Origin of the sequence: Micromonospora sp. NPDC000668 (assembly GCF_042897975.1) — a bacterium.
Taxonomy (GTDB): Bacteria; Actinomycetota; Actinomycetes; order Mycobacteriales; family Micromonosporaceae; genus Micromonospora.
In genome coordinates, this window is sequence record NZ_JBIAYP010000004.1 from 99245 (window position 1) to 124181 (window position 24937).

Here is a 24937-nt window from a genome sequence, read left to right on the forward strand (position 1 = left end):
GTTCAGGTGCGGCCCTGGTCGCGTAGTCGTCCGGCGAGCTCGCGCACCGCAGCCCGGAACTCCGGATCGGACTCGCCCGGCTGGTGTCCCCGCAACGGCGGCGGCTGGCGCTCCCCCGACGGCGGCACCACGTCCCGCGGGTCCCGCAGCCGCCGATCGACCCGTGCGGCGGGGTCGGCGGGATCCAGAGGCGGATCGCCGGGCCGGTGCGCCGCAAAGATCCAGCCGCCGACCGGGTCGGTGTCCCGCCACAGGTTCAACCACCGCCACCCGATCCGCTTCCCCACCTCGCGGAGCACCTCCTCGTTCAGGTACGCCGGGAACAGCCGGGCGTACAGGCGGTTCAGCGGGGACCCGTAGGTGAGCAGCGCGACCCGTTGGCGCACCTCCGCGGGCAGCCGCAGCACCGCGAGGGCCAGCAGCGCAGAGCCGTGGCTGTGCCCGCAGAGCAGCACCCCGGCGTGTCGCTCGGCGAGCTGGGTGATCCGATCGGCCAGCTCCGGCACCGCGCGGTCGGCGTAGCTCGGGGGTGCGAACGGGTGGGCGGCCCGGGGCCAGAAGGTGCCCAGGTCCCACAGGATCCCCACGTGCCGGCGGAACCACGCCGTCCGGTAGGCGAGGATCCCACCCAACAGCAGGGCGAGCACCACGCCGGCGGTGAGGTAGCTGCCCACGGCGAGGCCGACACCGACGGCCCCGGCCGGCAGCCCGAAAAGACGCCGCGCCAACTGGTCCGGTTCGAGCCCGAACAGGCCCAGCAGGCTCGTGGTCAGGCCGATCGCCGCCAGCGCCGCGTACGTCACGGCGAGCCTTCCCAGCCACTCGGTGAACCGCGCCTGGGCGATGGCCTTCGTCACCCGCCGCAGCTGCCCGGCGGCTCCCGGCGGCGGCACCGGGAAGTCCCGGGCGGTGATCGCCGCCGCGGCCCGCCACCGGCGGCGCCGCGAGGTGAGGGTCAACGCGCCGCACAGCACCACCGCCGCGGCCACGTGGAGGAAGAACGCCAGGATCGTCCACCGGTACGACAGCGGCGGCCCACCGTCGCCGCGGTAGCCACCGAGCAGGTGCCCGGTCTGGTAGACCAGATCGGAGGCGAACGCGCCGGCCAGGCCGACCGCGATAGCCGCGATGACCGCCGCGCCCAGCCCACGCGCCAGCGGGGATTGGCGGTCCCCCCGGCCGTGGTGCCACAGCACCAGCCCGCTGAGCGCTACCAGCAGCGTCATCTGGCCTAGCTTCGCCCAGCCGGCGATCTGGTCGTAGCCCGGCAGCCCGGCCGACGACGGCCAGTCGCGCCCGTCCAGGGCGACGGCGGCGAAGGCGGCCACGCTCAGGCCGTACGCCAACGCCCGTAAGGTACCGGCGGTCCGGGTGGCCGCCCGCGCGGTCGACGCCCCGTCCAGCAGCCCGGGGGCGGCGAGCAGGCCGACGCAGGCCAGCAGCACCGCTCCGCCGAGCGCCAGCAGCACGGTCGTCCACGCCGTCCGGCCGCCGGTGGAACGGGCCGCGAGCAACACCACGTCGAGCACGGCGAGCGCGGCGGCCACGTGGATCGCCCGCAGCCGTCCCACCAGTGGCTCGACGGCCCACAGCGGGTTGCCGGCCGGACGGGATCGGCGGGTTCCGAGCAGGCGGAGGAAGGCGACGGCGGCGACCGGGAGCAGAGCCAGCACCGCCAGGCGCTGCCCCACCTGCCGGCCGTTGAGCTCGGTCATCGTGGTGAAGGGTGCCGGACACTGGGCGACCTCGAGACACCGCCAGGCGAGCAGGTCGAGCGCGACCCCGGCGATCGACAGCACGTACACCACGGTGAGGTTGAGCGCGAGTAGCCGGCACAGCACGGAAACACCGGGACCGCTCCGCCGGTCGACCGGTCGCATCCAGACCGCCACGTTGCTGAGCATGAACGGAAGCAGGAAGACCAGGGACAGCGTCCGGGCCACGGTGCCCGAGGGCAGGTCGCCCCACCGGTACGCCTCCAGCGTCACCCCGTCCGGGTCGGCGGCGTCGTCCGGCCGCTCGGGCACCGGGCGGTGGAAGCCGCCACTGCGGTCGCCGGCGACCTGCTGGACGTCCGCCCGGTCGAGGACACGCTCCGGGCGCGCCCCGGACACGCCGTGCACGCGCAACTCCACGATGTCGTACCGCCTCGGCCCGTCGCGGTGGCGCGGCGACTCCGGGTGACTACCCATGCCGCCGCCGTTCAACGGCCACGCCCGCGTGGGCCGATCGGCGCCAGCGACTCCGGTCCAGCAGATCCTCGGCCGCGATCACCATCAGAAGCAGGACGGTGACGATCGCGCCGGCACCGAGCAGTGGCAGCTCCACGCTCGCGAAGCCGGCCACCACGATCATCGGTACCACGATCAGCCGGGGCCAGGACAGGCTGCCGTCGACCACCACCGAGAGCAGGATCCGCCCGAGCAGAAACAGCACCGGACCCGTGACGGCCACGGCAAGTGCGGCCGGCTCGCGCGAACTCGGGTCGGTGATCGCCAGCTCCATGCCGACCGACGTGGTCAGGACCCCGGCGATCATGACGAGGTGCAGGTAGCCGGCAAGCAGCGCGAGCCGGCTACCGGGCGGCCCGGCCGCTTCGATGGCGGCGCCCAGCCGCCCGCCGGCGGGCACCAGATAGAGCCGGGAGAGGGCCACCGCGGTCAGGAACGCCCCGGCGAACGCCAGGGTGCGGTGCCAGTCGAAGCCGGAGTCGCCGTACGCGAGGCCGGACATCAGGATCAGCTCACCCAACGCGATGATGAAGATCTGCTGGTAGCGCTCCGAGAGATGTTCGCCGTTCACCTGGAGGTCCGGCCAGGAGCTGCGGCCGAGCCGCGGCGTCGGCCAGCCCAGGCGCGCCAGGACGTACTCCAGGACCAGGGCGAGGGTCCACAGCACCTCCCGGGCCGAGGCGACGGCCGCCCCGACCACCCACAGCACGCCGGAGGCGGCGAACCAGATCGCCACCCGGGCGGTACGCACCTGCAGCGGGTGCCCCCGCAGGGCGGGGATCAGCAGGGCGGCCCGGCCCAGGTGGATGGCCACGTACGCGACGGCGAACACCATGGCGTGCCCGCCGAACGCGGTGGGCACGACGGCGGCCATCAGCAGCCCGCCGAACATCACCCAGAGCAGCAGGGCGACGATCAGCGGGGTACGCGGGTCGAACCAGTCCGCCGACCAGGCGGTCACGAACCACACCCACCAGATCGCGGCCAGCAGCAGGAGCACCTGGAAGGCGACGTGGAGGCTGAGGTCGTTGAGCAGTGCCCGGGACAGCCGGGTCAGCGCGAAGATGAAGGCCAGGTCGAAGAAGAGTTCCAGGAACGACGCCCGGCGCGGGTCTTCCCGCCGCTGCAGCAGCCGCCCGGGAAGCCCGTTCGCCATCGCCATCCTTCCCGGCCCCCGATGCCACCGCCGTCCCAGTCGTACCACCCGAAGGGCGGTGGCTGGGCGGGTTCCGCCGGGTCCGGGCGGATCACGATCGTCGAGGCGGACGATCCCCTGGTGGCGCGGTACCCCGGACCGGGCGACACCGGCTGGCGATCGGGTCGGGCTACCCGGGTTGGCCGGCGGCCGCCCGCTCGGCGACCACCACCGAGATGCCGTCGAGGACGCGTTGCAGGCCGAACTCGAAGGCGTACTCCGGCCCGTACGCGGCGCCGTGCTGCTGGCCCGCCGCGGTACCGACCCGCGCGGCGGTCGGATAGCTGCCGGCCGTCATGAACGTCTCCAGCCAGGGCGCGTGCGACTGCCACCACTGGCCGTCGGTCATGCCGGTCTCCCGCTCCAGGTCGACCACCTCGGACGCGGCACGCGCGGCGCTCTTCACGTGCCCGAGGACGAGGGTGAGCACCGCGTCCATCTCCACGTCGGTGAGCCCGATGTCGGCGATCGCGGTGAGCTCGTGGTCGTACTTGGCCAGCAGGTGGGGACCGAGCACCGGCCGGGTCGTCGTCTCGGCCCGCAGCATCCAGGGATGACGCTGGTAGAGCACGAGATTGTCCCGGGCGATCCGCTCCAGCCCGGCCCGCCAGTCCCCCGCGACGGCGGCGCGGGGCATCTCGCCGTACACCGTGTCGATCAGGACGTCGACGAGTTCGGCCTTGCCCGGCACGTAGGTGTAGACCGACATCGTGCCGACGCCCAGCGCCTCAGCGACCCGGCGCATGGTCAGCGCGTCGAGGCCCTCGGCGTCCACGATGCCGATGGCGGCCCGGACGATCCGGTCGACGCTGAGCCCTGGCCCGGCGCTGCGGCTGGTCGGCTCCCGGGTGCGCCAGAGGATGGCCAGGCTGCGGGCCGGGTCCGCCGTCGCCTTGCGCTCACTCGCCATGGTGCGGCAATCCTAACAACGCGGGCGTACGCCGTACGCCGCGCGCCGGCCCGACGGTCAGTCGCCCGCCGGGGCGATCGACCGCAACCAGCGGTATCCCGCCCCGAGCGTGGCCGCGAAGGCGATCACGATGGCGTACGACCAGGCGTCCCCGCCACCGGTCAGCTCACCGAAGCGGTGCGCGAGGAAGCCGACGAAGGTGGCCATGGCCAGCCCGGTGACCGCGACGACCGCGCGGAGATCGGCCACCACCGCCGCGTACGCCCCGGCGGCGACAGACATGAGCAGCGTCCGGGCCGGCAGTTCCGCCGGGGAGAACAGCGCCCCCGCGAGCAGCGCCGCGCCGATCATGACCGCCCAACCGATCGCCACACTAATCCCGGTCGGCGTCGATCCGCCGGCCGCCGCGGTCCTCTGCTCCTGATCGACAACCACAGCACGCCTCCGGCGAGGGCGACGGCCCGTACCTCGGACCCGCCAATGGCCATATCAGCGCACCGTGGCGGGCGTCGGCGACGGCTTTCACGCGTCCACTACGCCGATCAGCGCGATTGTGACGCCGCGTTGACGCGCAGCCGCCGGATCACACACCTTCGTCGTTGTCGCGCAGCGTCGGGCCGGCGGCGGCCGGCACCAGGTGACGAACCTCCGGTTCGCCGTCGGTCAGCTCCCGCGCCCGCTCCTCGGCCTGGCGGTCCTCGCCCGTCAACCGGCCGCCGTGCTGGCGCAGGTGCTCGCCCCAGGACGGCACCACGTACACCTCGACGAACAGGTTCGTGGTCTCGGCCGGCCGGAACAGCCCCCAACGCATCGCGCCGGTCCGCTGGCGGGCACCACGCACCAGGTCCATCGCGACCAGGAACGGTTGCGTCCGCTCCGGCTGGACGGTGTACTGCACCGTCACCAGCACCGGCCCCACCCCGGGGTCCGGCTCGTACGCCAGGTGCAGTTCCGGCCAGTAGGCCGCCGGGTCACGGTTCACCGTCCGCAGGTCCGGAAGCGGCCAGATCTGACTGGTCACGGTGCCGACCAGCATCAACCCCGCCGCCGCGAGATAGGCGAGGACCAGCCCGGCCACGTCGGCCAACAGCCCCCAGACGAGCGCACCGACCGCCTGCCCACCGGCGAAGCACACCTGGTAGACGGCCAACCCCCGGGCCCGCACCCAGCTCGGTAGGAAGAGCTGCATCTCGGCGTTGACGTTGGCCAGCACCGTCACCCAGGCCATCCCGGCGGGCAGCAGGGCGAGGAGCACCAGCGGCACCACCGGTACCGCGCCGACCACGGTCAGCGAGATGGTGAACAGCACCCCGGCGATCAGCAGGAGCTGATTGGCCGACAGCCGGGCCCGGATCACGGCCAGCAGCAGCCCACCCACGATGGCCCCGACCCCGAGGGCGGCCAGCAACAGCCCGTACCCGCCGGAGCCCAGCCCGAGCCGCCGGGCAGCCACCAGCGGCAACAGTGCCCAGAGTGCGCTGGCCGGGACCACGAAGACCAGGGAGCGGCGCAGCAGCCGACGCACGGTAGGCGAGTGCTTCACGTAGCGGCCACCGGCGCGCAGCGCCGCGGCGAACCGCTCGGGCACCTCGACCGCACGAGCGTTGCCGGGTCGCCAACGCACCAACGCGTACGTGAAGATCAGAAACGCGACGGCATTGAGCGCGAAGACCGGGGCGACACCGGTCCGCGCGATCAGCACGCCGGCCACCGCCGGCCCGACCGCCCGCGCCACGTTCACGCTGATCGAACCGAGCGCGGACGCCGCCCGCAGTTGACCCTGCGGCACCAGCTCCGGGATCACCGCCGCCCAGGCCGGCAGGGTGAGCGCCTGCCCGACCCCGAACGCGAAGGTGAGCGTGAGCAGCAGCGCCGGCGGCATCCGGTCGGTCACGGTGAGCAGGGTCAGCGCCAGCGCCACCACGACCAGGAACAGCTGCACGGCGATCAACAGATGTCGGCGGTCGAAGTTGTCGGCCAGCACGCCGGCGGGCAGCGCCAGCAGCAGCACCGGCAGCAGGCTGGCGGTCTGGACCAGGGCGACCAGGGTGGAGGCATTGGAGTGGTGGATCAGCAACCACTGCGCGCCGACCGTCTGCATCCAGGTGCCGATGTTGGCGGCGAGCAGGGCCAGCCACAGGTTGCGGTAGGCAGCGGTCCGCAGCGGCGCCCACGCCGAGGCCGGACGGTCGGCGGGTCCGGCTGCCGCCGTCACCACCGCCCGTCCGCGCGTAGCACGCGTTCGCCGGAGACGTAGAGATCGTCGGGTTCGAGCAGCAGCAGCCGGACGACTTCGGTGGCGACCTGCTCGGGCATGGCGTACACCTCGTCCAGGAACTCGGCGCCAACCCGTTCCTGCAGGCGGGTCGGCATCGGCCCGGGATGTAGCTGCATCACCTTGATCTGGTTGCTGTGCTGGGCCTCGGCCAGCGAATCGACCAGGCTGCTGCCGTAGCTCTTGGTGGCCCGGTACACCGGGATGCCGGGCCGGGGGGCCGCCAGCGCCAGCGCGCCGATGTACACCACGTTCCCGTGGCCCTGCCGGTGCAGGTGCTCCAGCACCTCCCGGAGCAGGTACGTGATGCCCAGTACGTTGATGTCCACGGCCCGCCGGATGTGCTCCACGGCGAGGTCCGCCAGGTCGCCGCCCGCCCACATCGACGCGCAGGCCGCCACCCCGTCGATCCTGCCGTAACGCCCGACCACCTCGGCGAACGCCTCACGAACCTGCTCGTAGGAGGAGACGTCGCAGAGCGCGCCGTCGCACCCCAGCTCGTCGGTCGCCGCGGCGACCTCGCCCGCCACATTGCCGAACACCACGACCTGGTGCTCGTTGACCAGCAGCCGGGCCACCGCTAGGCCGAGCCCGCTGGTACCGCCGACCACCACGAAGGTTCTGGCACCCATGTCACTCCAGCCGCCGCCAACGCAGGTCACGCGGTGCCGCGTGACGGCGCGTTCTTCCCATTTCCGGCCGCGCCACACCCGTTCCGCCCGACCTGCGGCCGGCGTCCGGGTGGCGAGGGTAGGGCTGGGCATACCTCAGAAGTGGATCTGGACGGCTGGGTCGACCCGTACGCTGGCGATTAGCGTCTGCGGCATGACCCCGGAACACCCCCGTCACCTGGCCGACGCGCTGCGCCGCCGCCGCTGGCTGATCTCCGCCTGGCCCTGGCGCGCGCTGGTCTACCTGGTCAGCACCGTGCCGATCGCCGGCGCGCTCGCCGCCGGGCTGCTCGTCATCGTCGCGCCGCTGCTGGCAGCCGTCAACGCGGTACGGCTACAGGGCCGGCCGCCCGAGATCGGGCTCATGCTGTTCCTGGCGGTCGGCAGCCTCACTCTGCTGGCGCTGGCGCCGCTCGCGAGCTTCCCGGTGGCCGCCGTCGAGCGGTGGCGGCTCGGCCTCGTGGACGGCCGACCGTTGCCCCCGTCCCGGTGGCAGGGCCTGGCTGCCCGCTACCGCACCGCCGCCGGCTGGCGGGAGGTGGCGTACCTGTTCTGGCTCGGCGGGTTCGTTCCGGTCGCGTACTGGGTGTTCCTGCTGCTGGTGCTCCTCGACCTCGGGCTGGTCGCCAGCCCCTGGCTGGCCGGCGACGCCAACGAGGTCATCGTGGTGTGGGGCACGGTGGACACCGCCAGCGAGGCGGCCCCGTACGCGATCGTGGGTGTGCTGCTCATCCCGGTGCTCTGGTACGCGGCCGGGCTGCTCGCCGCCGCCCAGGCCGCCGTGGCCCGGTGGGCGCTGGCCTGGCCGGTCGACGCGACGGCGCTGCGCGAGGTCGCCCGGTCCCGGACCCGGCTGGTCGGCGCGTACGAGGCCGAACGCCGTCGGATCGAGCGTGACCTGCACGACGGTGCGCAACCCCGGCTGACCAGCCTCACCCTCCAGTTGGGCCTGGCCCGGCTGGACGTGCCCGACGACTCCCCCGCGGCCCGCCCACTGGCCGTCGCCCACGACCAGGCCCGGGGTCTGATGGTGATGCTCCGGCAGTTGGTGCACGGCATCCGGCCGCAGACTCTCACCGACCTCGGCCTGGCCGGCGCGGTACGGGAGTTGGCCGACGCGGCCACCGTCGCGGTCACGGTGCGCACCGACCTCGACGGCGCACTGCCGGAGATCGTCGAGACCACCGCCTACTTCGTGGTGTCCGAGGCACTGGGCAACGTGGCCCGGCACGCCGGGGCGACCCGCGCCGAGGTGCGCCTCACCCGGGTCGGCGCGGATCTCGTCGTCGAGGTGTCCGACGACGGCCGCGGCGGCGCCGACCCGGCCCGGGGTACCGGCCTGACCGGCCTCGCCGACCGGGTCGCGGCTGCCGACGGTCGGCTGCTGCTGGCCAGCCCGCCCGACGGGCCCACCCTGATCCGGGTGGAGCTGCCATGTCATCGGTGACCCGGGTGGTGCTCGCCGAGGACGAGGTGCTGCTGCGAGAGGGCCTGGTCGCGCTGCTGACCCGCTTCGACTTCGCGGTGTGCGCCGCCGTCGGCTCCGCGCCGGAGCTGCTGGACGCGGCCCGAGCCCACCAGCCGGACCTGGTGCTGACCGACATCCGGATGCCACCGGGCCGGGGGGACGACGGGCTGCGCGCGGCCGTCGCGCTGCGCGCCGAGCGGCCCCAACTGCCGGTCGTGGTGCTGAGCCAGTACGTGCAGACCGGGTACGCCGCAGAGCTGCTGGACAGCGGCGACGGCCAGCGGGTGGGCTACCTGCTCAAGGACCGGGTGGCGGAGGTGACCGAGTTCGTCGACACGCTGCGCCGGGTCACCGCCGGCGGCACGGCCATCGACCCGGACGTGATCCGGCAACTGCTGCACCGCCCGCGTGACCCGCTCGCCGCACTCTCGGCCCGGGAACGTGAGGTGCTGGCGCTGCTGGCCGAGGGCCGGTCCAACGCATCGATCGCCGGCCGGCTGCACGTCACCGAGGCGGCGGTCGGCAAGCACGTCGGCAACATCCTGCTGAAGCTCGACCTGCCGCCCAACGACGACACCAACCGTCGGGTGCTCGCGGTGCTCGCCTACCTGCGCGCCGACCCGGCCGCCTGACCAGCGCGCTGCCGCGGCTCAGTATGAGCAGTCCGGCGTGGCGCGCACCGGGCATGTCTGTCTTTCGAGCGTGATACCTGTGGGTCATATCTATGACTCACAGGTATCACCCTCAACCGAGTGATGCCCCGGATCGGGGCGGCCACTCGGTCTGCGCCGTTGTCCACCCGGGCTCGGGTCGGGCCTGACCAGCCGGGGCGTAGATTCGATCAGCGGGACCGCCGTCACCGAGACGCGGACCGGGAGACGGGAGTACGGCATGGCGGAGGCGCTGCGGGTCGGTCTGCTGGGTTACGGGCTGGCGGGCCGGGTGTTCCACGCGCCGCTGATCGCCGCGACGCCCGGGCTGCGGCTGGACGCCATCATGACCCGTGATCCGCAGCGACGCGAGCAGGCCCGGCAGCACTTCCCGGACGCCCGCCTGGTCGACGACGCCGACGAGCTGTGGCGTGCGCCCGACGCGCTGGACCTGGTCGTGGTGGCGACGCCGAACCGGCTGCATGTGCCGATGGCTCGGGCTGCGGTGACCGCCGGCCTGCCGGTGGTGGTGGACAAGCCGTTGGCCCCCACCGCCGCCGAGAGTCGGGCGCTGGTCGAGGAGGCCGACCGCCAGGGAGTGCCGCTGACCGTGTTCCAGAATCGCCGCTGGGACGGCGACTTCCTGACCGCCCGCCGCCTGGTGGAGCAGGGCGAGCTGGGACGGGTGCTCCGCTTCGAGTCCCGGTTCGAGCGGTTCCGTCCGACGATCAAGCCGGGCTGGCGGGAGCTTGCCGGTCCCGAGGAGGCCGGCGGCGCCCTGTTCGACCTCGGCGCCCACCTCATCGATCAGGCGGTGCAGCTCTTCGGCCCGGTCGACCGCGTCTACGCGGAGGTGGACCGTCGTCGCGCGGGCGCCGCGGTCGACGACGACGCGTTCGTGGCGTTGACCCACGCCACCGGGGTGCACTCGCACCTGTGGATGGGCGCGATGACCGCTCAGCTCGGGCCGCGACTGCGGGTGCTCGGCGACCGGGCCGGTTACACGACGTACGGGCTGGACGTGCAGGAGGCGGCGCTGCACGAGGGCGGCCGGCCGGACCAGCCGGGCTGGGGCGAGGTCCCGCCGGAGCGGTACGGCCTGCTCGGTGTCGACGGTGACCTGCGGCCGGTGCCCACCGAGCCCGGCGCCTACCAGAGCTTCTACCAGCAGGTGGCGGCGGCGCTGCGGGATGGCGCGCCGATGCCCGTGGATCCACGGGACTCGGTTGCCACCGTTGAGCTGATCGAGCTGGCGCACCGGTCGGCGGCCGAGGGCGTGGTGCTTCCGGTTCCGGCCTCCTGACCGCGAATCGAATCTGCTTGCGGGCTTGACCCTGACGCTGCGTCAACCCTTCATGCTGGCTGTCATGAGCACCCCACCTACAACCGATCGGGTCGAGCAACCCGCGATACGCGTGCAAGGCCTGGAAAAGTCGTTCAAGCAGCTGAAGGTGCTGCGCGGCGTGGACATCGACGTGGCACGGGGCAGCATCTTCGCCCTGCTCGGCTCAAACGGGGCGGGCAAGACCACAGTGGTGAAGATCCTGTCCACGCTGCTCAAGGCCGACGCAGGGGCTGCCCGGGTCAACGGCTTCGATGTCGCGACGCAGGCCGCCGACGTACGCGAGTCCATCAGTCTCACCGGGCAGTTCGCGGCGGTCGACGAGATCCTCACCGGGCGGGAGAACCTCGTCCTGGTCGCCAAGTTGAGGCATCTCAAGGACCCGGGCACCATAGCGGACGACCTACTGAAGCGCTTCTCGCTGACCGAGGCGGCCGCCCGGAGGGTGGCGACGTACTCCGGTGGCATGCGCCGCCGTCTGGACATCGCGATGAGTCTCATCGGCGATCCGCCGGTCATCTTCCTCGACGAGCCGACGACCGGGCTGGACCCGGAGGCGCGCATCGAGGTGTGGCAGGCGGTCAAGAAGCTCGCCGAGGGCGGCACGACCGTGCTGCTCACGACTCAGTACCTCGACGAGGCAGAGCAGCTCGCCGACCGGATCGCGATCCTCCACGAGGGCCGGATCATCGTGAACGGCACCCTCAACGAGCTCAAGCAGCTCCTCCCACCCGCCAAGGTCGAGTACGTCGAGAAGCAGCCAAGCCTCGAGGACGTCTTCCTCACCATCGTCGGCGCCAGGACGGACAAGGAACAACGATGAACAAGCACTTCCTCGGCGACACCACCGTCCTCCTGGGACGTTCGCTGCGCCACATCAGCCGCAGCCCGGACACCATCATCACGACCGCGATCATGCCGATCGCCTTCATGCTGCTGTTCGTCTACGTCTTCGGCGGCGCGATCGAGACCGGGACCGGGACCGGCTCGTACGTCAACTATCTGCTGCCCGGCATCCTGCTCATCACGATCGCCTCGGGAATCTCCTACACCGCCTTCCGGCTCTTCCTGGACATGCAGGGCGGCATCTTCGAACGGTTCCAGTCCATGCCGATCGCACGATCCTCGGTGCTGTGGGCGCACGTGCTGACCTCGCTGGTCGCCAACCTGATCTCACTCGTGGTCGTCGTCCTCGTCGCCCTCCTCATGGGCTTCCGCACGGGGGCGGGCGTGCTGGGGTGGCTCGCGGTCGCCGGCATTCTGGTCCTGTTCACCCTGGCGCTGACCTGGATCGCCGTGATCCCCGGCCTCACCGCAAAGTCCGTGGACGGCGCGAGCGCGTTCTCGTACCCGCTCATCTTCCTGCCGTTCATCAGCTCGGCCTTCGTGCCCACCGAGTCCATGCCCGGTCCGGTGCGCGCCTTCGCCGAGCACCAGCCGGTGACCTCCATCGTCAACGCGATCCGAGACCTGTTCACCCAGCAGCCGGTCGGCGCGGACATCTGGACCGCCCTCGCCTGGTGCGTCGGCATCCTCGTCGTTGCCTACATCTTCGCCAACATGTCCTACCGTCGCAGAATCTCCTGAACCGGCGTCGACCGGTCTGGGCGAGTTGAGGGCAGGATCAGAGCATGCTGACGATCGGTCAACTGGCGGAGTACGCCGGCGTCACAGTGCGGGCGGTGCGGCACTACCACCAGATCGGACTACTGCCCGAGCCGGAGCGGGATGCCTCGGGTTACCGGCGGTATGGCGCAATGGCAGTCGTGTCCCTCATCAAGATCCGCACCCTCGCCGACGCAGGCGTGCCGCTGTCGCAGATCAGTCGGATGCTCGAAGCCGACGCGTCGACGTTTGCCGACGTTGTCGAGAGAATCGACAGCCACCTGCGCGACGAGATCGAACGGCTGGAGACCAGCCGCAAGCAGATCGCGCAGCTCGCTGCCGGGGACAGCCTGGCGCTCCCACCGGAGGTGACCTCATATCTCGATCGGCTTCGGGAGATGGGGGTGTCAGAGCGAATGGTGGAGTCCGAACGGGACGGGTGGATCCTGGTTGCGGCGCGCTGGCCGGATCGGATCCCCGAGGTGATGTCCGGAAAATTCGCGATGCTCGACGACCCGCAAATCGTTCGGCTCTATCGGGTCCTGTCGGAGATCCTCGACTGCGACGCAGGCGACGACCGGCGTCTGGAGGAAGCCGCCGACATCATGGCCGGCCTGGCCGAGCAGGCATACGCCTCCGGTGAGGCCGGCCTCGGCGACCTGGGGCACGACGATCTACCGTTTGACCTTCTGGACGCACTTGCCGTCGAGTCCGACCCGCGGACGGAGCGGATGGTGGAACTGATGCGCGAGCGTGGCTGGACCGGTTGGAACCGGATGGAGCGGCTGGCAGAGCCGCCCGACTGACCTATTCGGCATCCTCGTCGGTAGGGGCGTCGTCCGGCTCCCGGGCGTCCTCGTCGGTCAGCGCGTCGTCGGACCCGTCGGACCGGTCAGACCGGTCGTCGAACACGGCGAGCCGACGCTGGGCCTCCCGCGCCTCCTCGTCGATCTGAGGGCTCTCCTCATCGGGCTCCTGGGACATGGGCGACGACCTCCATCGGGCGGGTGCCTACCCTCTCCTGGTACCCCGACTGGCGCGGCGGACACGGCCGACAGGGCAGGAACCGCGCTCAGTCGGCCAGGTAAGGCCGCAGACCAGCGAAGGGCAGCCGCTAGCGATTGTGGCGGAGGTCGCCTCAGTCATGGTCCAGAAGCAGTGACCCGCACCCTGGCACCGTCAGGGGGAGTCGAACACCGGGCCGGCCGATGACCGCGCCGGGCTGGTGCCCGGGCGCGTCGCCGGCCCGGCCCGGTGCCGGATCAGCGCTTCAGTTCGCGCCAGGAAGGGTGGGTACCGCGCCAGGCGTCGGCGAGGATGGCCGCCGAGGCCCGGCTGGGGCACTGCTGCACCCGCTCACGACCCGACGCCCCACCAATCTGGGCGCGGACCTCCCAACCCTGCCCGTCAGTACGGATGTACACGTCCCGACGCCCGCGTGGGGTCGTGTCTCCGTTCCACCAGTGCTCCTCCACCATCATTCGCCGACCGTATAGCAATTCGCCGGCCAGGGGTACGGCACAGGTGGGCTGCAACCGTGGCAAAAACCGCAATTCAGTCACATTTCCGGCCGCCTGCTGACGAGGAAGGACCGTACCGGCGGTTTCCTCCCATCCTGAGCAACGAAACAGACCACGGATCAGACGCTGCCTGCGCCCGCACTCACCCCTGTGCGGTGAGCAGGTAGTCGTCGGCTTCGGGGCTCCACCGTAGGTCGACCGCGCCACTGGTCGCGGCGGCCTTGCAGAACTGGAGGAAGCTGCGGTAGCCGAGCTTCTTCTCACTGAAGTCGGGGCGGGCCCTGCGCAGCTGGTTCTTCAGCCCGGACAGCGCCACCGGATTGCCGCCGCTGCCGAGCTCCGCCACCACGCCACGGAGCAGGCCGAAGGCCACCTCCCGGTCACCATGCTCGGGCAGCGAGACCTCGGGGTCGCCCTTCGCGGGGCCTTCGGCCAGCTCGACCACGTTGTGCCCGGCGAGGTGGCGCAGCAGTTCACCAAAGGTGCGGAACCCGTAGTCGGACTCGCTGAACGTCGGGTCCTTGCGCAGCAGCGTGCGCTTGAGCCGGGAGGCGGTCACCTCGCCGCTGGCGCTGCCCTGCAGCCCGGCCACCGTCTGGGCCACCAGCACGGCGAGGGCATCCACGTCCCGGCCGGGCTCCTCCCCCGCCGGCCGACGCTCCGCCTCCGGCTCCCGTTCCCGCTCCGGCGCCACGTGCTCGCGCTCCGGCTCGGGCGGTCGCTGGTCCGGGCCGGGCTGCCGCACCGGACGGCCGCGCCGGCTGCTGGTCGGTGGGATGTCCACACCCTCCAGCCGGTCGTAGTAGAGGAACTCGTCGCATGCTGGCGGGAGCAGTGCCGAGGTCGACCCCTCGACCCCGACGCCGATGACCCGCTTGTTCAGCTCGCGGAGCTTGTGCACCAGCGGGGTGAAGTCGCTGTCGCCGCTGCAGATCACGAAGGTGGAGATGTAGTCGCGCTCGAAGGCCAACTCGATCGCGTCCACCGCCATCTTGATGTCGGCCGCGTTCTTGCGGGAGGCGCCCATCCGCTGTGGGATCTCGATCAGCTCGACGTGGGACCGGGTGAGCATCCGGCGGTCCTCGTCGAAGTACGACCAGTCGGCGTACGCCCGCCGCACCACCACCCTCCCCCGCTCGGCCAGCGCGTCGGCGATGGGCCGGAAGTCGAAGTCCGCGCCGGCACGGTTGTCGCGCGCCCCCAACGCGAGGTTCTCGTAGTCCAGGAAAAGGGCGATCCGGTCTTCTTGATCCACGTCGGCCAGCCTACGCCGGGGGTGACCTGGCCGGGCCCAGGTGACGCACGACACGTCGCTTCGCTGCCCGTTCAGTTCTTGCGGGCAAACTGTCGCTTCTTTTCGTTGTTCGATAGGTGTCTTGCAGCACAGTGTTCGGTGCTGCATCATGACGATCAATGTCGGGCGTCGGGGGAACGCCGGGCGGACCTCCACCACCACCCACACAGGAGGGTCACCGATGTTTCGGAGCATCATGCCGGCGCGGGGACGCCCGGGCCGATCGGTCGCCACCGCAGTCGCGCTCGCGACCGCCCTCACCACGCTGGTCGGCGGGCCCACCGTGGCCGTCGCCGGTCCACCCACGCCCTCCGGAGCGGCGCCGGTGGTCACCCGGGCCGCCCTCGATCCGGCTCTGGTCGCCGGGCGCGGCGCCGACGTCGACTTCGTCGAGCAGGAGGCGGAGAACGCCCGCACCAACGGCGAGATCATCGGTCCGGACCGGTCCGCGTACACACTGCCCGCGGAGGCCTCCGGCCGTCGGGCCGTCCGGCTCACCCCGGGCCGGTACGTGGAGTTCGTCCTGCCCAGCGCCGCCAACGCCATCACCGTGCGGTACAGCATCCCGGACGCGCCGCAGGGCGGCGGGATCACCGCACCGCTGGGCGTCGCGGTCAACGGCAAGCACCTGCGCAGCATGACGCTGACCTCGCAGTACTCGTGGCTCTACAACCAGTACCCGTTCTCCAACGACCCCCAGGCCGGGCTGTTGCACCCGGACTGGTGGATCACCGAGTGCTCGTGCGTGCCGTCGGCCACCACCCCGTACCCGACCATCAGCACGCCGTTCCGGCCCACCCACTTCTACAACGAGCAGCGACTCCTGCTCGGGCGCACCTACCGGGCCGGTGACCGGATCCGGCTCACCGCGCCGGCCGGCAGCGCCGCCGCCTGGACCGTCATCGACCTGCTCGACTCCGAGCTGGTCGCGCCGCCGCGCATCCGGCTGCTCGCGGCCAACGTGCTGGCCTTCGGCGCCGACCCGACCGGGCGGCGGGACTCCGCCGATGCCCTGGACAAGGCCATCGCCTTCGCCCGGCGCACCCACCTGAAGGTGTACATCCCGCCGGGCACCTACCAGGTCAACCGGCACATCATCGTCGACGACGTGACCATCGAGGGCGCCGGCAACTGGTACACCATCATCAAGGGCCGGGAGGTCGCCCTGCCCACGCCCGCGCCGGACGGCTCGGTGCACACCGGCGTCGGCTTCTACGGCCGGGACGCCGCCGACGGTGGCAGCCGGAACGTCCACCTCTCCGGCTTCGCCATCGAGGGCGACGTCCGGGAGCGCATCGACACCGACCAGGTCAACGCGATCGGTGGGGCGATGAGCAACTCGACCATCGACGGGCTCTACCTGCACCACACCAAGGTGGGCCTCTGGTTCGACGGGCCGATGACGAACGTACGCGTCACGAACAACATCATCGTCGACCAGATCGCGGACGCGCTCAACTTCCACACCGGCGTGACCAACTCGCTCGTCGCGCACAACTTCGTGCGCAACACCGGCGACGACGGCCTGGCGATGTGGTCGGAGAAGACAGCCAACACGCGGAACACGTTCGACCACAACACGGTGCAGTCGCCCACGCTGGCCAACGGCATCGCCATCTACGGCGGCACGGACAACACCGTCTCGCACAACCTCATCGCCGATCCGGTCCGCGAGGGCAGCGGCATCCAGGTCGGTTCCCGCTTCGGCGCGGAGCCGTTCACCGGGCACCTCTGGATCACCAACAACACCACCGCCCGGGCCGGCACGTACGAGCTGAACTGGAACATCGGCCTTGGCGCGATCTGGTTCTTCGCCCTGGACCGGAGCATCGACGCGACCATCGAGGTGGCCGGCGACGCGTACCTCGACAGCACGTACAACGCGATCATGCTGGTCAGCGACTGGCCGGTGAAGGACCTCTACTCGATCACCAACGTGCACTTCCGGGACATCCGGGTCGACGGCACCGGCACCTCGGTGGTCAGCGCCCGCACGGCCGGATCGGCCTCGTTCGCCAATGTGGACGCCCGCAACGTGGGGGCGGTCGGCGTCAACAACTGCGGGTCCTTCCACTTCACCCCGGCCGGCTCGGAGTTCGCGTTGACCGACCTCGGCGGCAACGACGGTGGCTGGCTGGCCCCGTGGCTGCTGCCCAACACCATCACCTGCGACGACCGGCCGCCGGTCTCGCCGCCGCCACCCCCGGCGCACTGGTGAGCGCGGCGGGCGGCCCGAGCAGTCGGGCCGCCCGCCGTCCGTCAGCTGCCCAGCCGCTGCCGGGCCAGGAACTTCGGCACCACCATCCGCCACGCCTCGGTGACCAGCTCGGTCATGTACCCGTGGTCCAGTCGCGCGGTGTGGCAGCACACCCAGTGGAAGCGCAGGTCGGCCTCTCCTGGCAGGAAGAACAACTCCGGCTCGGCGGCGACCAACCCGGCCCGCTCCTGCTTCGGGAACCCGAAGCCCATCGTCGCCTCGTCCCGCGAGAACGCGACATAGACGATCGACCCGACCCGGAACTTCACCCGGTCCCGGATCAGGTGCTCGCTGCTGCGCGGCAGCGTCCGGGCGAGGGCTCGCACGTCGGCGACGGTGACCACGCCCCGACCGTAACGGCCGGCCGGCCCGTCCGTCGACCCGCGAACGGGCGGACCGGGCCGCCGTGACGTCAGCGCGGCCGGGCGTACGCCAGCGGCACGCTCGTCGGCTGCCCGTTCCAGGTGCCGAACAGGGTGGCCCCGGAGGCAGCGGCGTCCCCGCCCCCGGGCCGGCGGACGACGGCCAGTTCGACGGAGTCGGTGACGATCAGCGTGCTGTCCTCGTCGACCACCCGCCGCACGGCGCCGACCGGTACCACGTCGGCGTCCCCGGCGCCGCTGGCGGCGATCGTCATGGTGGGCTCGCGCAGTTCGCGCCGACCGTCGACCTCGATGTACTGCTCCGCCTGACCGGTGTCGGCGAGGATCGCCTGGGCCAGCGCCGTGGCGTACACCGGGTCCGCGCAGCCGTCGTACACCCAGCGCGGGCCGAGCACCGAGTGTTCGGTGGTGCCCACCAGCCAGTCGTCGGCGCCATCGAGGGGCGCGGCGCGGTAGGTGAGCGGGACCTGGTGGACCGGCCCGTCGGCGGTGCCGACCAGCATCGTCTCGATGCCGACCTCGCCGGCCGGGTCGTCGAAGCGGTAGGCGCCGCGGCTCAGCACCTCCACGCCGGCCGGCCCGTGGTACCACGGTCGGCCGGGCAGCCAGGTCGCCAGCAGGTCGAGCTTCGAGGGGCGCAGAGTCGCCCGGTGCAGCAGTGCCATGCCGCCAGCCTAGGGACGGCCTACCGGCCGGCCACCCCCGGGTCGGGGCCGCCCACCGTCGGCCGAGAGCACCGGTGGGCGTGGTCTGATGGTCGCCGCAGCGGCGCTCGGGTCACAGGCCCGCGCACGGGTTGCCGCTCACCGTGCAACCCTCCGGTTCCCTGGCCTTGGGCCGGCTGTCGCGCACGTCGAAGCGGAACGTCTGCGACCCGCCGGTCGGCACGGCCGGCCCGGTGAAGGTGACCGCCAACCCGTCCTGCCGCCAGTCCGCGCCGTCGACGTCGTCGATGGTGCTGCCCTCGGCCAGGGTGACGACCACGGCCCACTGCTCCGCCGGCGCGCTGCCCGGGTTCTCGACCACCACCTCGCCGGTGTAGCCGAACAGCCGGCTGGAGTCGGTGTCGTAGCGGGCCGTCACCGGCTGCGTCGGCGGCGGCGGGGCCGCCGTCGGGGTACGGGACGGCTTGGCCGTCGGGGTACGGCTCGGGCTGGTGGTCGGCGACGCGGTGGTCCGCGAGGGGCGCGCCGAGGCCGCCGTCGCCTTCGGAGTGTCGGTGGGCGCGTCGGCCGCCACGGTCGGCGTCGGTGATGTCGTCGGGAGTGGCGCGGCGGCGTGGTCCGACTCGGCCGGCATCGTGACCCACGCCGCCAGCCCCGCCAGCAGTACGGCACCGGCCAGCACCGCGACCACCGTGCGGCGACGGCGGGCCCGGGCGCGTCCGGTGCCGACCACGCCGATCATCGGCAGTTCGGCCGTCATCCCGGCCTCGCCACGGCGAAGGTCGACCTGCTGGAAGGCGAGCCAGTCGAGGATGGCCGGCAGGCGAACGGCCAGCGCCTGCCGGAGCTGCTGCTCGCGCGGTTCGCTCTGCTCGGCGGACCAGGTGCCGTGCGTCGTGACCTCGCGGACCGCCAGCCGGCAGCCCTGCTTCGTGACGGTGACGGCACAGGTCAGCTCGGTGAGCCGGCCGGCCTCGTCGCAGCGCAGCGCCAGCAGCTCCGGCACCCGCCGCTCGGTCACCTCGACCTCGACGTTGGCGTCGAAGCCAGGCAACCCGGCCGTCTGCAGCACCAGTCGGTCCGGCACGCCCGCCACCGTCTCGGCCTCGGCGAACCACCGGCCGAGCAGCTCCCGATCCGTCAATGCGAGCCAGACCCGGTCAGGCGGGTGGGACAGGTCGACCTGCGCACCGATCTCGATCACGGCGCGACTCTACGGGTTTCGCGCACGGCCCGTACCGCCCGCCCGGGCCAGTTGTCGGCAGCCCGCTCAGCCCCAGCGGGTCGACCGCTCGGCCGCCGCCGCCAACGCGGCCCGAGCACCGGCGCTCAGCGCGGCGACCAGCGCGGACGCCGGCACGTCCCGGGAGAGGGGATGTGCCTGCCCGGCCCAGAGGTTGACCACCGAGGCGTCCCCGTCGCGCCGGGCGGCGGCGAGCAGCGGGCGGGTCAGGTGCAGCACCTGCGGGTAGCCGGTCGGCGCCGTCGCGTCGTGCCGGCGCAGGAACTCGTTGACCACACCACGTGCTCGCTTGCCGGTGTACGCCCGGGTCAGGGCGGTCGGCGTCCAACTGGCCACCGCCTCCCGGTGCAGCGGCGAGGTGCCCGCCTCCGGGCAGCGCAGGAACGCCGTACCGAGCTGCGCGGCGGCGGCGCCGGCGGCCAGCACGGCGGCCACCCCTGGGCCGTCGACGATTCCGCCGGCGGCCACCAGCGGGAGGCGACAGCCGGCGGCCGCCAGCCGGAGCAGCGGCAGCAGCGCGTAGTCGTCGTCGTCCGGCAGGCCGCCGCGATGCCCACCGGCCTCGGTGCCCTGCACCACCACGGCGTCCACGCCGAGCTCGGCGGCGGTAGTGGCGGCGTCCGGCCGGGTGACCGTGGCCCACACCTCGGTACCCCGCTCGCGCAGGGCGGCCACCGCGGCACGGTCGGGCAGCCCGAACGCGAAGGACACCACCGGGACCGGGTCGGCGAGCAGCGCCGCCAGCTTCTCCGGGTACCCATCGTCGCCGCCCACCGGCTCGCCCAGGGTCACCCCATGCTGGCCGGCCTGCGGGGCGAGCCGGTCGGCGTACGCCCGGATGCCGGCCTCGTCGACGCTGCCGGAACCGGGCAGGAAGACGTTGACCCCGAACGGCCGGTCGGTGCGCGCACGGACCTCGGCGATGTCGGCGGCCAGCCGGCCGGTGTCGATCATCCCGGCGGCCAGGAAGCCCAACCCACCGGCGGCGGAGGCGGCCGCCACGAGCGCAGGCGTGGACGGGCCGCCGGCCATCGGGGCGGCGACGATCGGGTGGCGTAACGCGGACAGCACCGACATCCACCCATCCTGTCGCATCGGCCCGACTCCTCGGGCCGGTGCTCGGCGGTCAGATCGGTCAGCCGCAGATGAGCCCCCGGCGGCTGCCCGGGTCCACTGAGGGACCGGTCATCGGCGGGCGGCGCGCCGCCACCGCAGCACCCCGGCCAGCCCGAGCAGCGCCACCAGCGTCCCGGCGCCCGCCGCCACCGGCCAGGTCCGGTTGCCCGCGGCACCCGCGTTCCCGGCCGCCGGGCTGGCCGGGGCGGCCGTGGAAGGCTCCGGGCCGGCGGTGGAAGGCTCCGCGCCGGCGGTGGAAGGCTCCGGTGGACGCGGGGAGGCAGCCGGCCCTGTCGGTGTGGGGTACCGCAGAATCGCGGGACGGGTGCCCGGCGGCTGGTTGGCAGACTCGGAAACGGTGAGCAGCGACCGGCCGTCGCGGCTGTAGGTGATCGACTCGCCCTGCGGCTCGTCCGGCAGCGGGGTGATCCGCGGGGTGCCGGTGGTCAGCGCGGCGACCACGTCGCCGTCGGGCACGTCGTACTCGAAGGCGTCGGCGTAGCTGCGCAGCACCACCCGGCGCCCGTCCGGCGCACTCGCCGCGCCGGTGACCACACCCCGGCCGACGAAGAAGTACGGGTTGCTGGTCGTCGAGGCTGGCAGGACCACCTGGCCGACCAAGGCCAGCGGCGTCGTCGCGGCCGGCCGCAGCGCGGTAGCCGGTGCGTACAGGAAGACGGTGCCGCTGCCTCCCTTGGTGACGACCAACGGCCGGCCGTCGGCGTCGAGCAGCAGAGCCTCCGCGTCGTACGGGCGGTCCGGGTACGCCATCCGGTGCAGCACCGGCCGGTCCGCGCCGGGCGCGAGCCGCCACAGCGCGATCGTCTCCCGGGACCGGTCGTTGTCGCCGATGTCGGCGACCCAGATGGTGCCGTCCGAGCCGATTGCCAGGTCCTCGGTGTCCCGGGGCCGGGAGGGATAGCCGACCGTTCGCACCACCGCGCAGCGCCGGTCGAGGAAGAAGATCTGACGGCGGGCCTCGTTGTCGGCGCCGTCGTTGACCACCACGTACCCGGTGTCCGTGGCGACCAGCCCGGAGATCTCGGTGAGCCGCTCGTCGCGCACCTCGCACACCGGCGCCCCGGCCCCCGGCGCGCCGGCCACCGCCGCGCCCGGTGTCAGCACCACCGCACCGGTGAGCAGGGTGGCCAGCGCCGCACCGGCGCGGGCGTGCCGGTACCGGGTCACCCGCTTCCGTACCCCCATCGTGCGCCCTCCTCGTCGCGGCCATGGCCCGGCCGCCTCGCCAATCCTGGCTGATCCCGGCCGCAGGTGGTGAACATCGACGGGGAACCGACCAGATCCTTCCCTATGCATCGATGATCTATCTATAGTGCTGGCATGGCAGGAATGCGCGAGCCGACGTTCCTCATCCTCACCGCGCTCGCCAACGGTCCACGGCACGGTTACGGGATCGTCCGCGAGGTCTCCGAGCTGTCGGACGGGCGGGTCACCGTGCTGGCCGGCACCCTCTACACCGCGCTGGACCGGCTGGCCGCCGAAGGATTGATCGCCCACGACCACGACGAGACCGTCGACGGGCGGCTACGCCGCTACTACCGGCTCACCGGCGGCGGCATCGCCGCACTCGACGCGGAGACGGCCCGGCTCCGCCAGCTCACCACCGCCGCCGAGGCGCGGCTGCGTCACCTGCGTTCCCGCCCCGCCTGATCTCGGATCCGAAGGATGGTCATGCCGCCGACCGACCCCTCCTTGGCCCGCCGGTACCGGCGGCTGCTGCGCTGCTATCCCCGCGAGTGGCGGCAGGCCCGCGCCACGGAGGTGATCTCACTGCTGCTCGACATGGCACCGACCGGCCGCACCCGGCCCACCGTCCGGGAAACCACCGACCTGGTACGGGCCGGGCTGCGTTGCCGGCTCGGCCGTCCCGCCAGTCGCACGGTCGTCGCATGGGCCGCGCTCGCCTCGGTCATCTGCGGCCTCTTCGCCGGCGCGCTGGCCAGCCGGGCCGCCTGGGAGACCTCTCGACCGCAACCCGACCGGGCCGAGGCCGGTGCCATCCTGACCGAGGTCTTCCCCGGGCACGACCTCGGCGACATCGACACGCCGCCCGCCCTCTTCGTGGTCTACGGGCAGCCGCTGAGCCTGCGCAACGTCAAGACGGTGCTCCTCGGCGACGGCGGCGAATACCAGGAGAGCGCCACCGGCGCCGCCGCCTTCGGCGCGCCACCGGTGCCCGCCGAGCAGATCGTCACGGTGGCACGGCAACGCCTGACCGACGCCGGCTGGCGGGTGTACGACCCGGAGGTGACCGGCGGCACGAGCTGCGCGGACAAGCTGTGCGCCACTCCGCTGGCGATCACCGAAACCTCCCTGGTCGCCCGGCGCGGCGACACCATCCTGAACGCCTCGGTCTCCTCCCAGACCGCCCTCGACGCCACCTATCTGGCGGTCGAGGTGCACCGGGCGCCGCCGCCGGCGGTGGCCCCCGCCGGGGTGCTCGGCGCGCTGCTCGGTGCGGTGGCCGGTTGGCTGGTCTTCGGTTGGGCGAGCCGACGCACCGAGGGACGCCGGGTGAGTGGCGCGGCGAGCGTCCTCTTCGGCACGACCATGGTGCTGTGGTGGCTGCCGGTGCTGCTGGCCGCGCCGCAACTGTTGGAGCACCACCTCCGCGAGTCGCACCCGGCGTGGCACCCACTGTGGGAGTGGCTCGGTCAGCCGGTGGCCTCGCTGCTCTTCCTGGTCGGCGCGGTGTGCGCGCTGCTGGCGCTGGGGCTGGCCGCCGCGCCCCGCCGCGACCGGTCCCCGGTGGCGCTGGTCGACTGACCCCGCGCCACCCGCGGCCGCGGCGGGCTGGCCCCGCGACCGCTACCGCACGGACCAGCGCTGGGCGCCGGTGCCGTTACAGGTCCAGAGCTGCACCTTGGTGCCGCTGGCGGTGCCGGCGGACGCCACGTCCACGCACTTGCCGACGGCGGTGAGCACGATCGCCCCGTCCGCGCGGAAGGTGAAACGCTGGGCGCCGCTGCCGTTGCAGGTCCAGATCTGCACCTTGGTGCCGTCGGCGCTCCCCCCGGCGTCCACGTCCAGGCACCGGTCGCCGTAGACCCGCAGCTCCCCGGCGGCGGTGCGGGTCCAGCGCTGGTTGGCACCGCCGTGACAGTCCCAGATGATGGTCTGGGCACCAGCGGTGGTGCTGGCACCGGAGACGTCCAGGCAGCGCCCGGAGTTCGGGTTGGTCAGGCCGACCGGGCTGCCGACCGGAGGTCCCGGCGGGATCAGGCTGCCGGGCACCGACCGCAGCGCGTCGTACCAGCGGGCCGCCATCTTGTCGTACCCGCCGGCGTTGGGGTGGACGCCGTCGGCGAGGTCGGCGGTGCCGAGCGCGGCGTGCATGTCGACCAGGTGCACCCGGCTCCCCTTCTGCGCCACGATGCCGGGGATCGCCGCGTTGTACGCCTGCACCCGCGCCTCCCGGGTCGGGTCGGTCTCCGGGGTGATGGTGGCGACGAAGAGTTCGACCTCTGGCGCCGTCGCCCTGATCTTGTCGATCAGGGCGGAGAGCCGGGCCGGAGCGTTGGCCAGGTCGTAGTTCTGGTTCACGTCGTTGGTGCCGATGTGCAGCAGCACCGTACGCGGGGTGGTGGCCTGCAACCAGGCCACGATGTTGGCATCGAGCTGGTCGATGCGCCAACCCGAGTGGCCCTCGTGGTCGTGGTCGCCGAGGCTGGCCGGCCCGTTGAACCCCGAGCCCACGAAGTCGACCGTGTAACCGCCGGTGGCCAGCCGCTGCCACAGGTTGATCCGGTACCCGCCGGGTACGTTGTACCCGTCGGTGATCGAGTCACCGAGCGGCATCACCCGTACCCCGCCGTTCGACTCGGCCTGCGCGGGTGCGACCTGGGCCAGCGCCAGCACGGCGCCGAGGACGAGCCCGAAGCCGCCGGCGGCGGCCCGTCGTGCGTTCCATCGCATGGTTGATCCCTCTCCTCACCGGTCGTCCAGGGACTTCGGTGGTGGTGCCGCCCGCCGAAAACGGCGCCCACAGCTGGACGTAACCATTGATGTTTGGCTATGGATGGAGCGGTCGGGCCGGCCGGGTGCGGGCGCGAGCCGAACGCCGCGCTGGTTGCGCCGAATGGTCGCTCCGA

The 24937-nt window shown here is 72.5% G+C and carries 24 protein-coding genes; 9 read left to right on the top strand and 15 right to left on the bottom strand.

The annotated features are described in order from the left end of the window. Positions 1-2: 2 nt before the first annotated feature. From ACFY29_RS21290 to ACFY29_RS21315, 6 genes are all read right to left on the bottom strand, one after another. A complete protein-coding gene (locus tag ACFY29_RS21290; RefSeq protein ID WP_386988706.1) occupies positions 3-2192 on the bottom strand; it encodes a hypothetical protein in 2190 nt (729 codons plus the stop codon). Next, positions 2185-3387, bottom strand: a complete 1203-nt coding sequence (locus tag ACFY29_RS21295) for a low temperature requirement protein A (RefSeq protein WP_386988709.1) — start codon at positions 3385-3387, stop codon at positions 2185-2187. The genes ACFY29_RS21290 and ACFY29_RS21295 overlap by 8 nt, the downstream gene beginning before the upstream one ends. A 169-nt stretch (positions 3388-3556) precedes the next feature. Beyond that, positions 3557-4336: a TetR/AcrR family transcriptional regulator gene (locus ACFY29_RS21300; RefSeq protein WP_386988712.1), complete on the bottom strand. Its 780-nt coding sequence runs from the start codon at positions 4334-4336 to the stop codon at positions 3557-3559. A gap of 57 nt (positions 4337-4393) precedes the next feature. Then, positions 4394-4708, bottom strand: coding sequence for a hypothetical protein (locus tag ACFY29_RS21305; protein ID WP_328425531.1), 315 nt, complete (start codon positions 4706-4708; stop codon positions 4394-4396). 211 nt (positions 4709-4919) lie between these two features. Next, a complete protein-coding gene (locus ACFY29_RS21310; RefSeq protein ID WP_386988715.1) occupies positions 4920-6554 on the bottom strand; it encodes an MFS transporter in 1635 nt (544 codons plus the stop codon). Next, positions 6548-7243: an SDR family oxidoreductase gene (locus ACFY29_RS21315; RefSeq protein WP_328425527.1), complete on the bottom strand. Its 696-nt coding sequence runs from the start codon at positions 7241-7243 to the stop codon at positions 6548-6550. The genes ACFY29_RS21310 and ACFY29_RS21315 overlap by 7 nt, the downstream gene beginning before the upstream one ends. A gap of 193 nt (positions 7244-7436) precedes the next feature. Here ACFY29_RS21315 and ACFY29_RS21320 point away from each other — a divergent pair, with 193 nt between their 5' ends. The 6 genes from ACFY29_RS21320 (at position 7437) to ACFY29_RS21345 (ending at position 13153) form a co-directional block, all read left to right on the top strand. Continuing rightward, complete coding sequence (locus ACFY29_RS21320; protein ID WP_386988719.1) at positions 7437-8729, top strand: histidine kinase; 1293 nt, start codon at positions 7437-7439, stop codon at positions 8727-8729. Beyond that, complete coding sequence (locus ACFY29_RS21325; protein ID WP_386988722.1) at positions 8717-9382, top strand: response regulator; 666 nt, start codon at positions 8717-8719, stop codon at positions 9380-9382. Before ACFY29_RS21320 ends, ACFY29_RS21325 begins: the two co-directional genes overlap by 13 nt. 259 nt (positions 9383-9641) lie before the next feature. Next, complete coding sequence (locus ACFY29_RS21330) at positions 9642-10703, top strand: Gfo/Idh/MocA family oxidoreductase (protein WP_386988725.1); 1062 nt, start codon at positions 9642-9644, stop codon at positions 10701-10703. 64 nt (positions 10704-10767) lie between these two features. After that, complete coding sequence (locus ACFY29_RS21335; protein WP_386988727.1) at positions 10768-11565, top strand: ABC transporter ATP-binding protein; 798 nt, start codon at positions 10768-10770, stop codon at positions 11563-11565. Beyond that, positions 11562-12329, top strand: coding sequence for an ABC transporter permease (locus ACFY29_RS21340; RefSeq protein WP_328425517.1), 768 nt, complete (start codon positions 11562-11564; stop codon positions 12327-12329). Before ACFY29_RS21335 ends, ACFY29_RS21340 begins: the two co-directional genes overlap by 4 nt. Before the next feature lie 44 nt (positions 12330-12373). Beyond that, positions 12374-13153: a MerR family DNA-binding transcriptional regulator gene (locus ACFY29_RS21345; RefSeq protein WP_386988731.1), complete on the top strand. Its 780-nt coding sequence runs from the start codon at positions 12374-12376 to the stop codon at positions 13151-13153. 1 nt (position 13154) lies between these two features. Here ACFY29_RS21345 and ACFY29_RS21350 read toward each other — a convergent pair whose 3' ends face one another. From ACFY29_RS21350 to ACFY29_RS21360, 3 genes are all read right to left on the bottom strand, one after another. Further along, complete coding sequence (locus tag ACFY29_RS21350; RefSeq protein WP_328425513.1) at positions 13155-13331, bottom strand: hypothetical protein; 177 nt, start codon at positions 13329-13331, stop codon at positions 13155-13157. A 278-nt stretch (positions 13332-13609) separates the two neighbouring features. Beyond that, a complete protein-coding gene (locus ACFY29_RS21355; protein ID WP_252419515.1) occupies positions 13610-13828 on the bottom strand; it encodes a hypothetical protein in 219 nt (72 codons plus the stop codon). A gap of 181 nt (positions 13829-14009) precedes the next feature. After that, a complete protein-coding gene (locus tag ACFY29_RS21360; RefSeq protein ID WP_386988735.1) occupies positions 14010-15122 on the bottom strand; it encodes an NYN domain-containing protein in 1113 nt (370 codons plus the stop codon). A gap of 220 nt (positions 15123-15342) precedes the next feature. Between ACFY29_RS21360 and ACFY29_RS21365 the strand changes: the two genes are divergently transcribed. Beyond that, complete coding sequence (locus tag ACFY29_RS21365) at positions 15343-17379, top strand: glycosyl hydrolase family 28-related protein (protein WP_386988737.1); 2037 nt, start codon at positions 15343-15345, stop codon at positions 17377-17379. A 41-nt stretch (positions 17380-17420) separates the two neighbouring features. Here the strand turns inward: ACFY29_RS21365 and ACFY29_RS21370 are convergent, their stop codons facing one another. From ACFY29_RS21370 to ACFY29_RS21390, 5 genes are all read right to left on the bottom strand, one after another. Further along, the gene (locus tag ACFY29_RS21370; RefSeq protein WP_328425504.1) at positions 17421-17762 is read right to left on the bottom strand and encodes an MmcQ/YjbR family DNA-binding protein; all 342 of its coding nucleotides are present in this window, start codon (positions 17760-17762) and stop codon (positions 17421-17423) included. A 68-nt stretch (positions 17763-17830) separates the two neighbouring features. Further along, positions 17831-18466, bottom strand: coding sequence for a hypothetical protein (locus ACFY29_RS21375; protein ID WP_386988741.1), 636 nt, complete (start codon positions 18464-18466; stop codon positions 17831-17833). Positions 18467-18578: 112 nt separating this feature from the next. Then, complete coding sequence (locus ACFY29_RS21380; protein ID WP_386988744.1) at positions 18579-19670, bottom strand: cellulose binding domain-containing protein; 1092 nt, start codon at positions 19668-19670, stop codon at positions 18579-18581. Positions 19671-19736: 66 nt separating this feature from the next. Next, positions 19737-20804, bottom strand: a complete 1068-nt coding sequence (locus ACFY29_RS21385) for a nitronate monooxygenase (RefSeq protein WP_386988747.1) — start codon at positions 20802-20804, stop codon at positions 19737-19739. Between the two features lie 90 nt (positions 20805-20894). Next, positions 20895-22031, bottom strand: coding sequence for a hypothetical protein (locus ACFY29_RS21390; protein ID WP_386988750.1), 1137 nt, complete (start codon positions 22029-22031; stop codon positions 20895-20897). A gap of 144 nt (positions 22032-22175) precedes the next feature. Here ACFY29_RS21390 and ACFY29_RS21395 point away from each other — a divergent pair, with 144 nt between their 5' ends. After that, a complete protein-coding gene (locus tag ACFY29_RS21395; RefSeq protein WP_328426421.1) occupies positions 22176-22496 on the top strand; it encodes a helix-turn-helix transcriptional regulator in 321 nt (106 codons plus the stop codon). A 21-nt stretch (positions 22497-22517) separates the two neighbouring features. Beyond that, positions 22518-23612, top strand: coding sequence for a hypothetical protein (locus ACFY29_RS21400; protein WP_386988752.1), 1095 nt, complete (start codon positions 22518-22520; stop codon positions 23610-23612). Positions 23613-23654: 42 nt separating this feature from the next. Here the strand turns inward: ACFY29_RS21400 and ACFY29_RS21405 are convergent, their stop codons facing one another. Next, the gene (locus tag ACFY29_RS21405; RefSeq protein WP_386988755.1) at positions 23655-24761 is read right to left on the bottom strand and encodes a ricin-type beta-trefoil lectin domain protein; all 1107 of its coding nucleotides are present in this window, start codon (positions 24759-24761) and stop codon (positions 23655-23657) included. Between the last annotated feature and the right edge of the window lie 176 nt (positions 24762-24937).

Coding starts and splice junctions, on each gene's coding strand:
- ACFY29_RS21290 (WP_386988706.1), bottom strand. CDS start 2,192: ATGGGTAGTCACCCGGAGTCGCCGCGCCACCGCGACGGGCCGAGGCGG.
- ACFY29_RS21295 (WP_386988709.1), bottom strand. CDS start 3,387: ATGGCGAACGGGCTTCCCGGGCGGCTGCTGCAGCGGCGGGAAGACCCG.
- ACFY29_RS21300 (WP_386988712.1), bottom strand. CDS start 4,336: ATGGCGAGTGAGCGCAAGGCGACGGCGGACCCGGCCCGCAGCCTGGCC.
- ACFY29_RS21315 (WP_328425527.1), bottom strand. CDS start 7,243: ATGGGTGCCAGAACCTTCGTGGTGGTCGGCGGTACCAGCGGGCTCGGC.
- ACFY29_RS21320 (WP_386988719.1), top strand. CDS start 7,437: ATGACCCCGGAACACCCCCGTCACCTGGCCGACGCGCTGCGCCGCCGC.
- ACFY29_RS21325 (WP_386988722.1), top strand. CDS start 8,717: ATGTCATCGGTGACCCGGGTGGTGCTCGCCGAGGACGAGGTGCTGCTG.
- ACFY29_RS21330 (WP_386988725.1), top strand. CDS start 9,642: ATGGCGGAGGCGCTGCGGGTCGGTCTGCTGGGTTACGGGCTGGCGGGC.
- ACFY29_RS21335 (WP_386988727.1), top strand. CDS start 10,768: ATGAGCACCCCACCTACAACCGATCGGGTCGAGCAACCCGCGATACGC.
- ACFY29_RS21340 (WP_328425517.1), top strand. CDS start 11,562: ATGAACAAGCACTTCCTCGGCGACACCACCGTCCTCCTGGGACGTTCG.
- ACFY29_RS21345 (WP_386988731.1), top strand. CDS start 12,374: ATGCTGACGATCGGTCAACTGGCGGAGTACGCCGGCGTCACAGTGCGG.
- ACFY29_RS21350 (WP_328425513.1), bottom strand. CDS start 13,331: ATGTCCCAGGAGCCCGATGAGGAGAGCCCTCAGATCGACGAGGAGGCG.
- ACFY29_RS21355 (WP_252419515.1), bottom strand. CDS start 13,828: ATGATGGTGGAGGAGCACTGGTGGAACGGAGACACGACCCCACGCGGG.
- ACFY29_RS21365 (WP_386988737.1), top strand. CDS start 15,343: ATGTTTCGGAGCATCATGCCGGCGCGGGGACGCCCGGGCCGATCGGTC.
- ACFY29_RS21375 (WP_386988741.1), bottom strand. CDS start 18,466: ATGGCACTGCTGCACCGGGCGACTCTGCGCCCCTCGAAGCTCGACCTG.
- ACFY29_RS21385 (WP_386988747.1), bottom strand. CDS start 20,804: ATGCGACAGGATGGGTGGATGTCGGTGCTGTCCGCGTTACGCCACCCG.
- ACFY29_RS21390 (WP_386988750.1), bottom strand. CDS start 22,031: ATGGGGGTACGGAAGCGGGTGACCCGGTACCGGCACGCCCGCGCCGGT.
- ACFY29_RS21395 (WP_328426421.1), top strand. CDS start 22,176: ATGCGCGAGCCGACGTTCCTCATCCTCACCGCGCTCGCCAACGGTCCA.
- ACFY29_RS21400 (WP_386988752.1), top strand. CDS start 22,518: ATGCCGCCGACCGACCCCTCCTTGGCCCGCCGGTACCGGCGGCTGCTG.
- ACFY29_RS21405 (WP_386988755.1), bottom strand. CDS start 24,761: ATGCGATGGAACGCACGACGGGCCGCCGCCGGCGGCTTCGGGCTCGTC.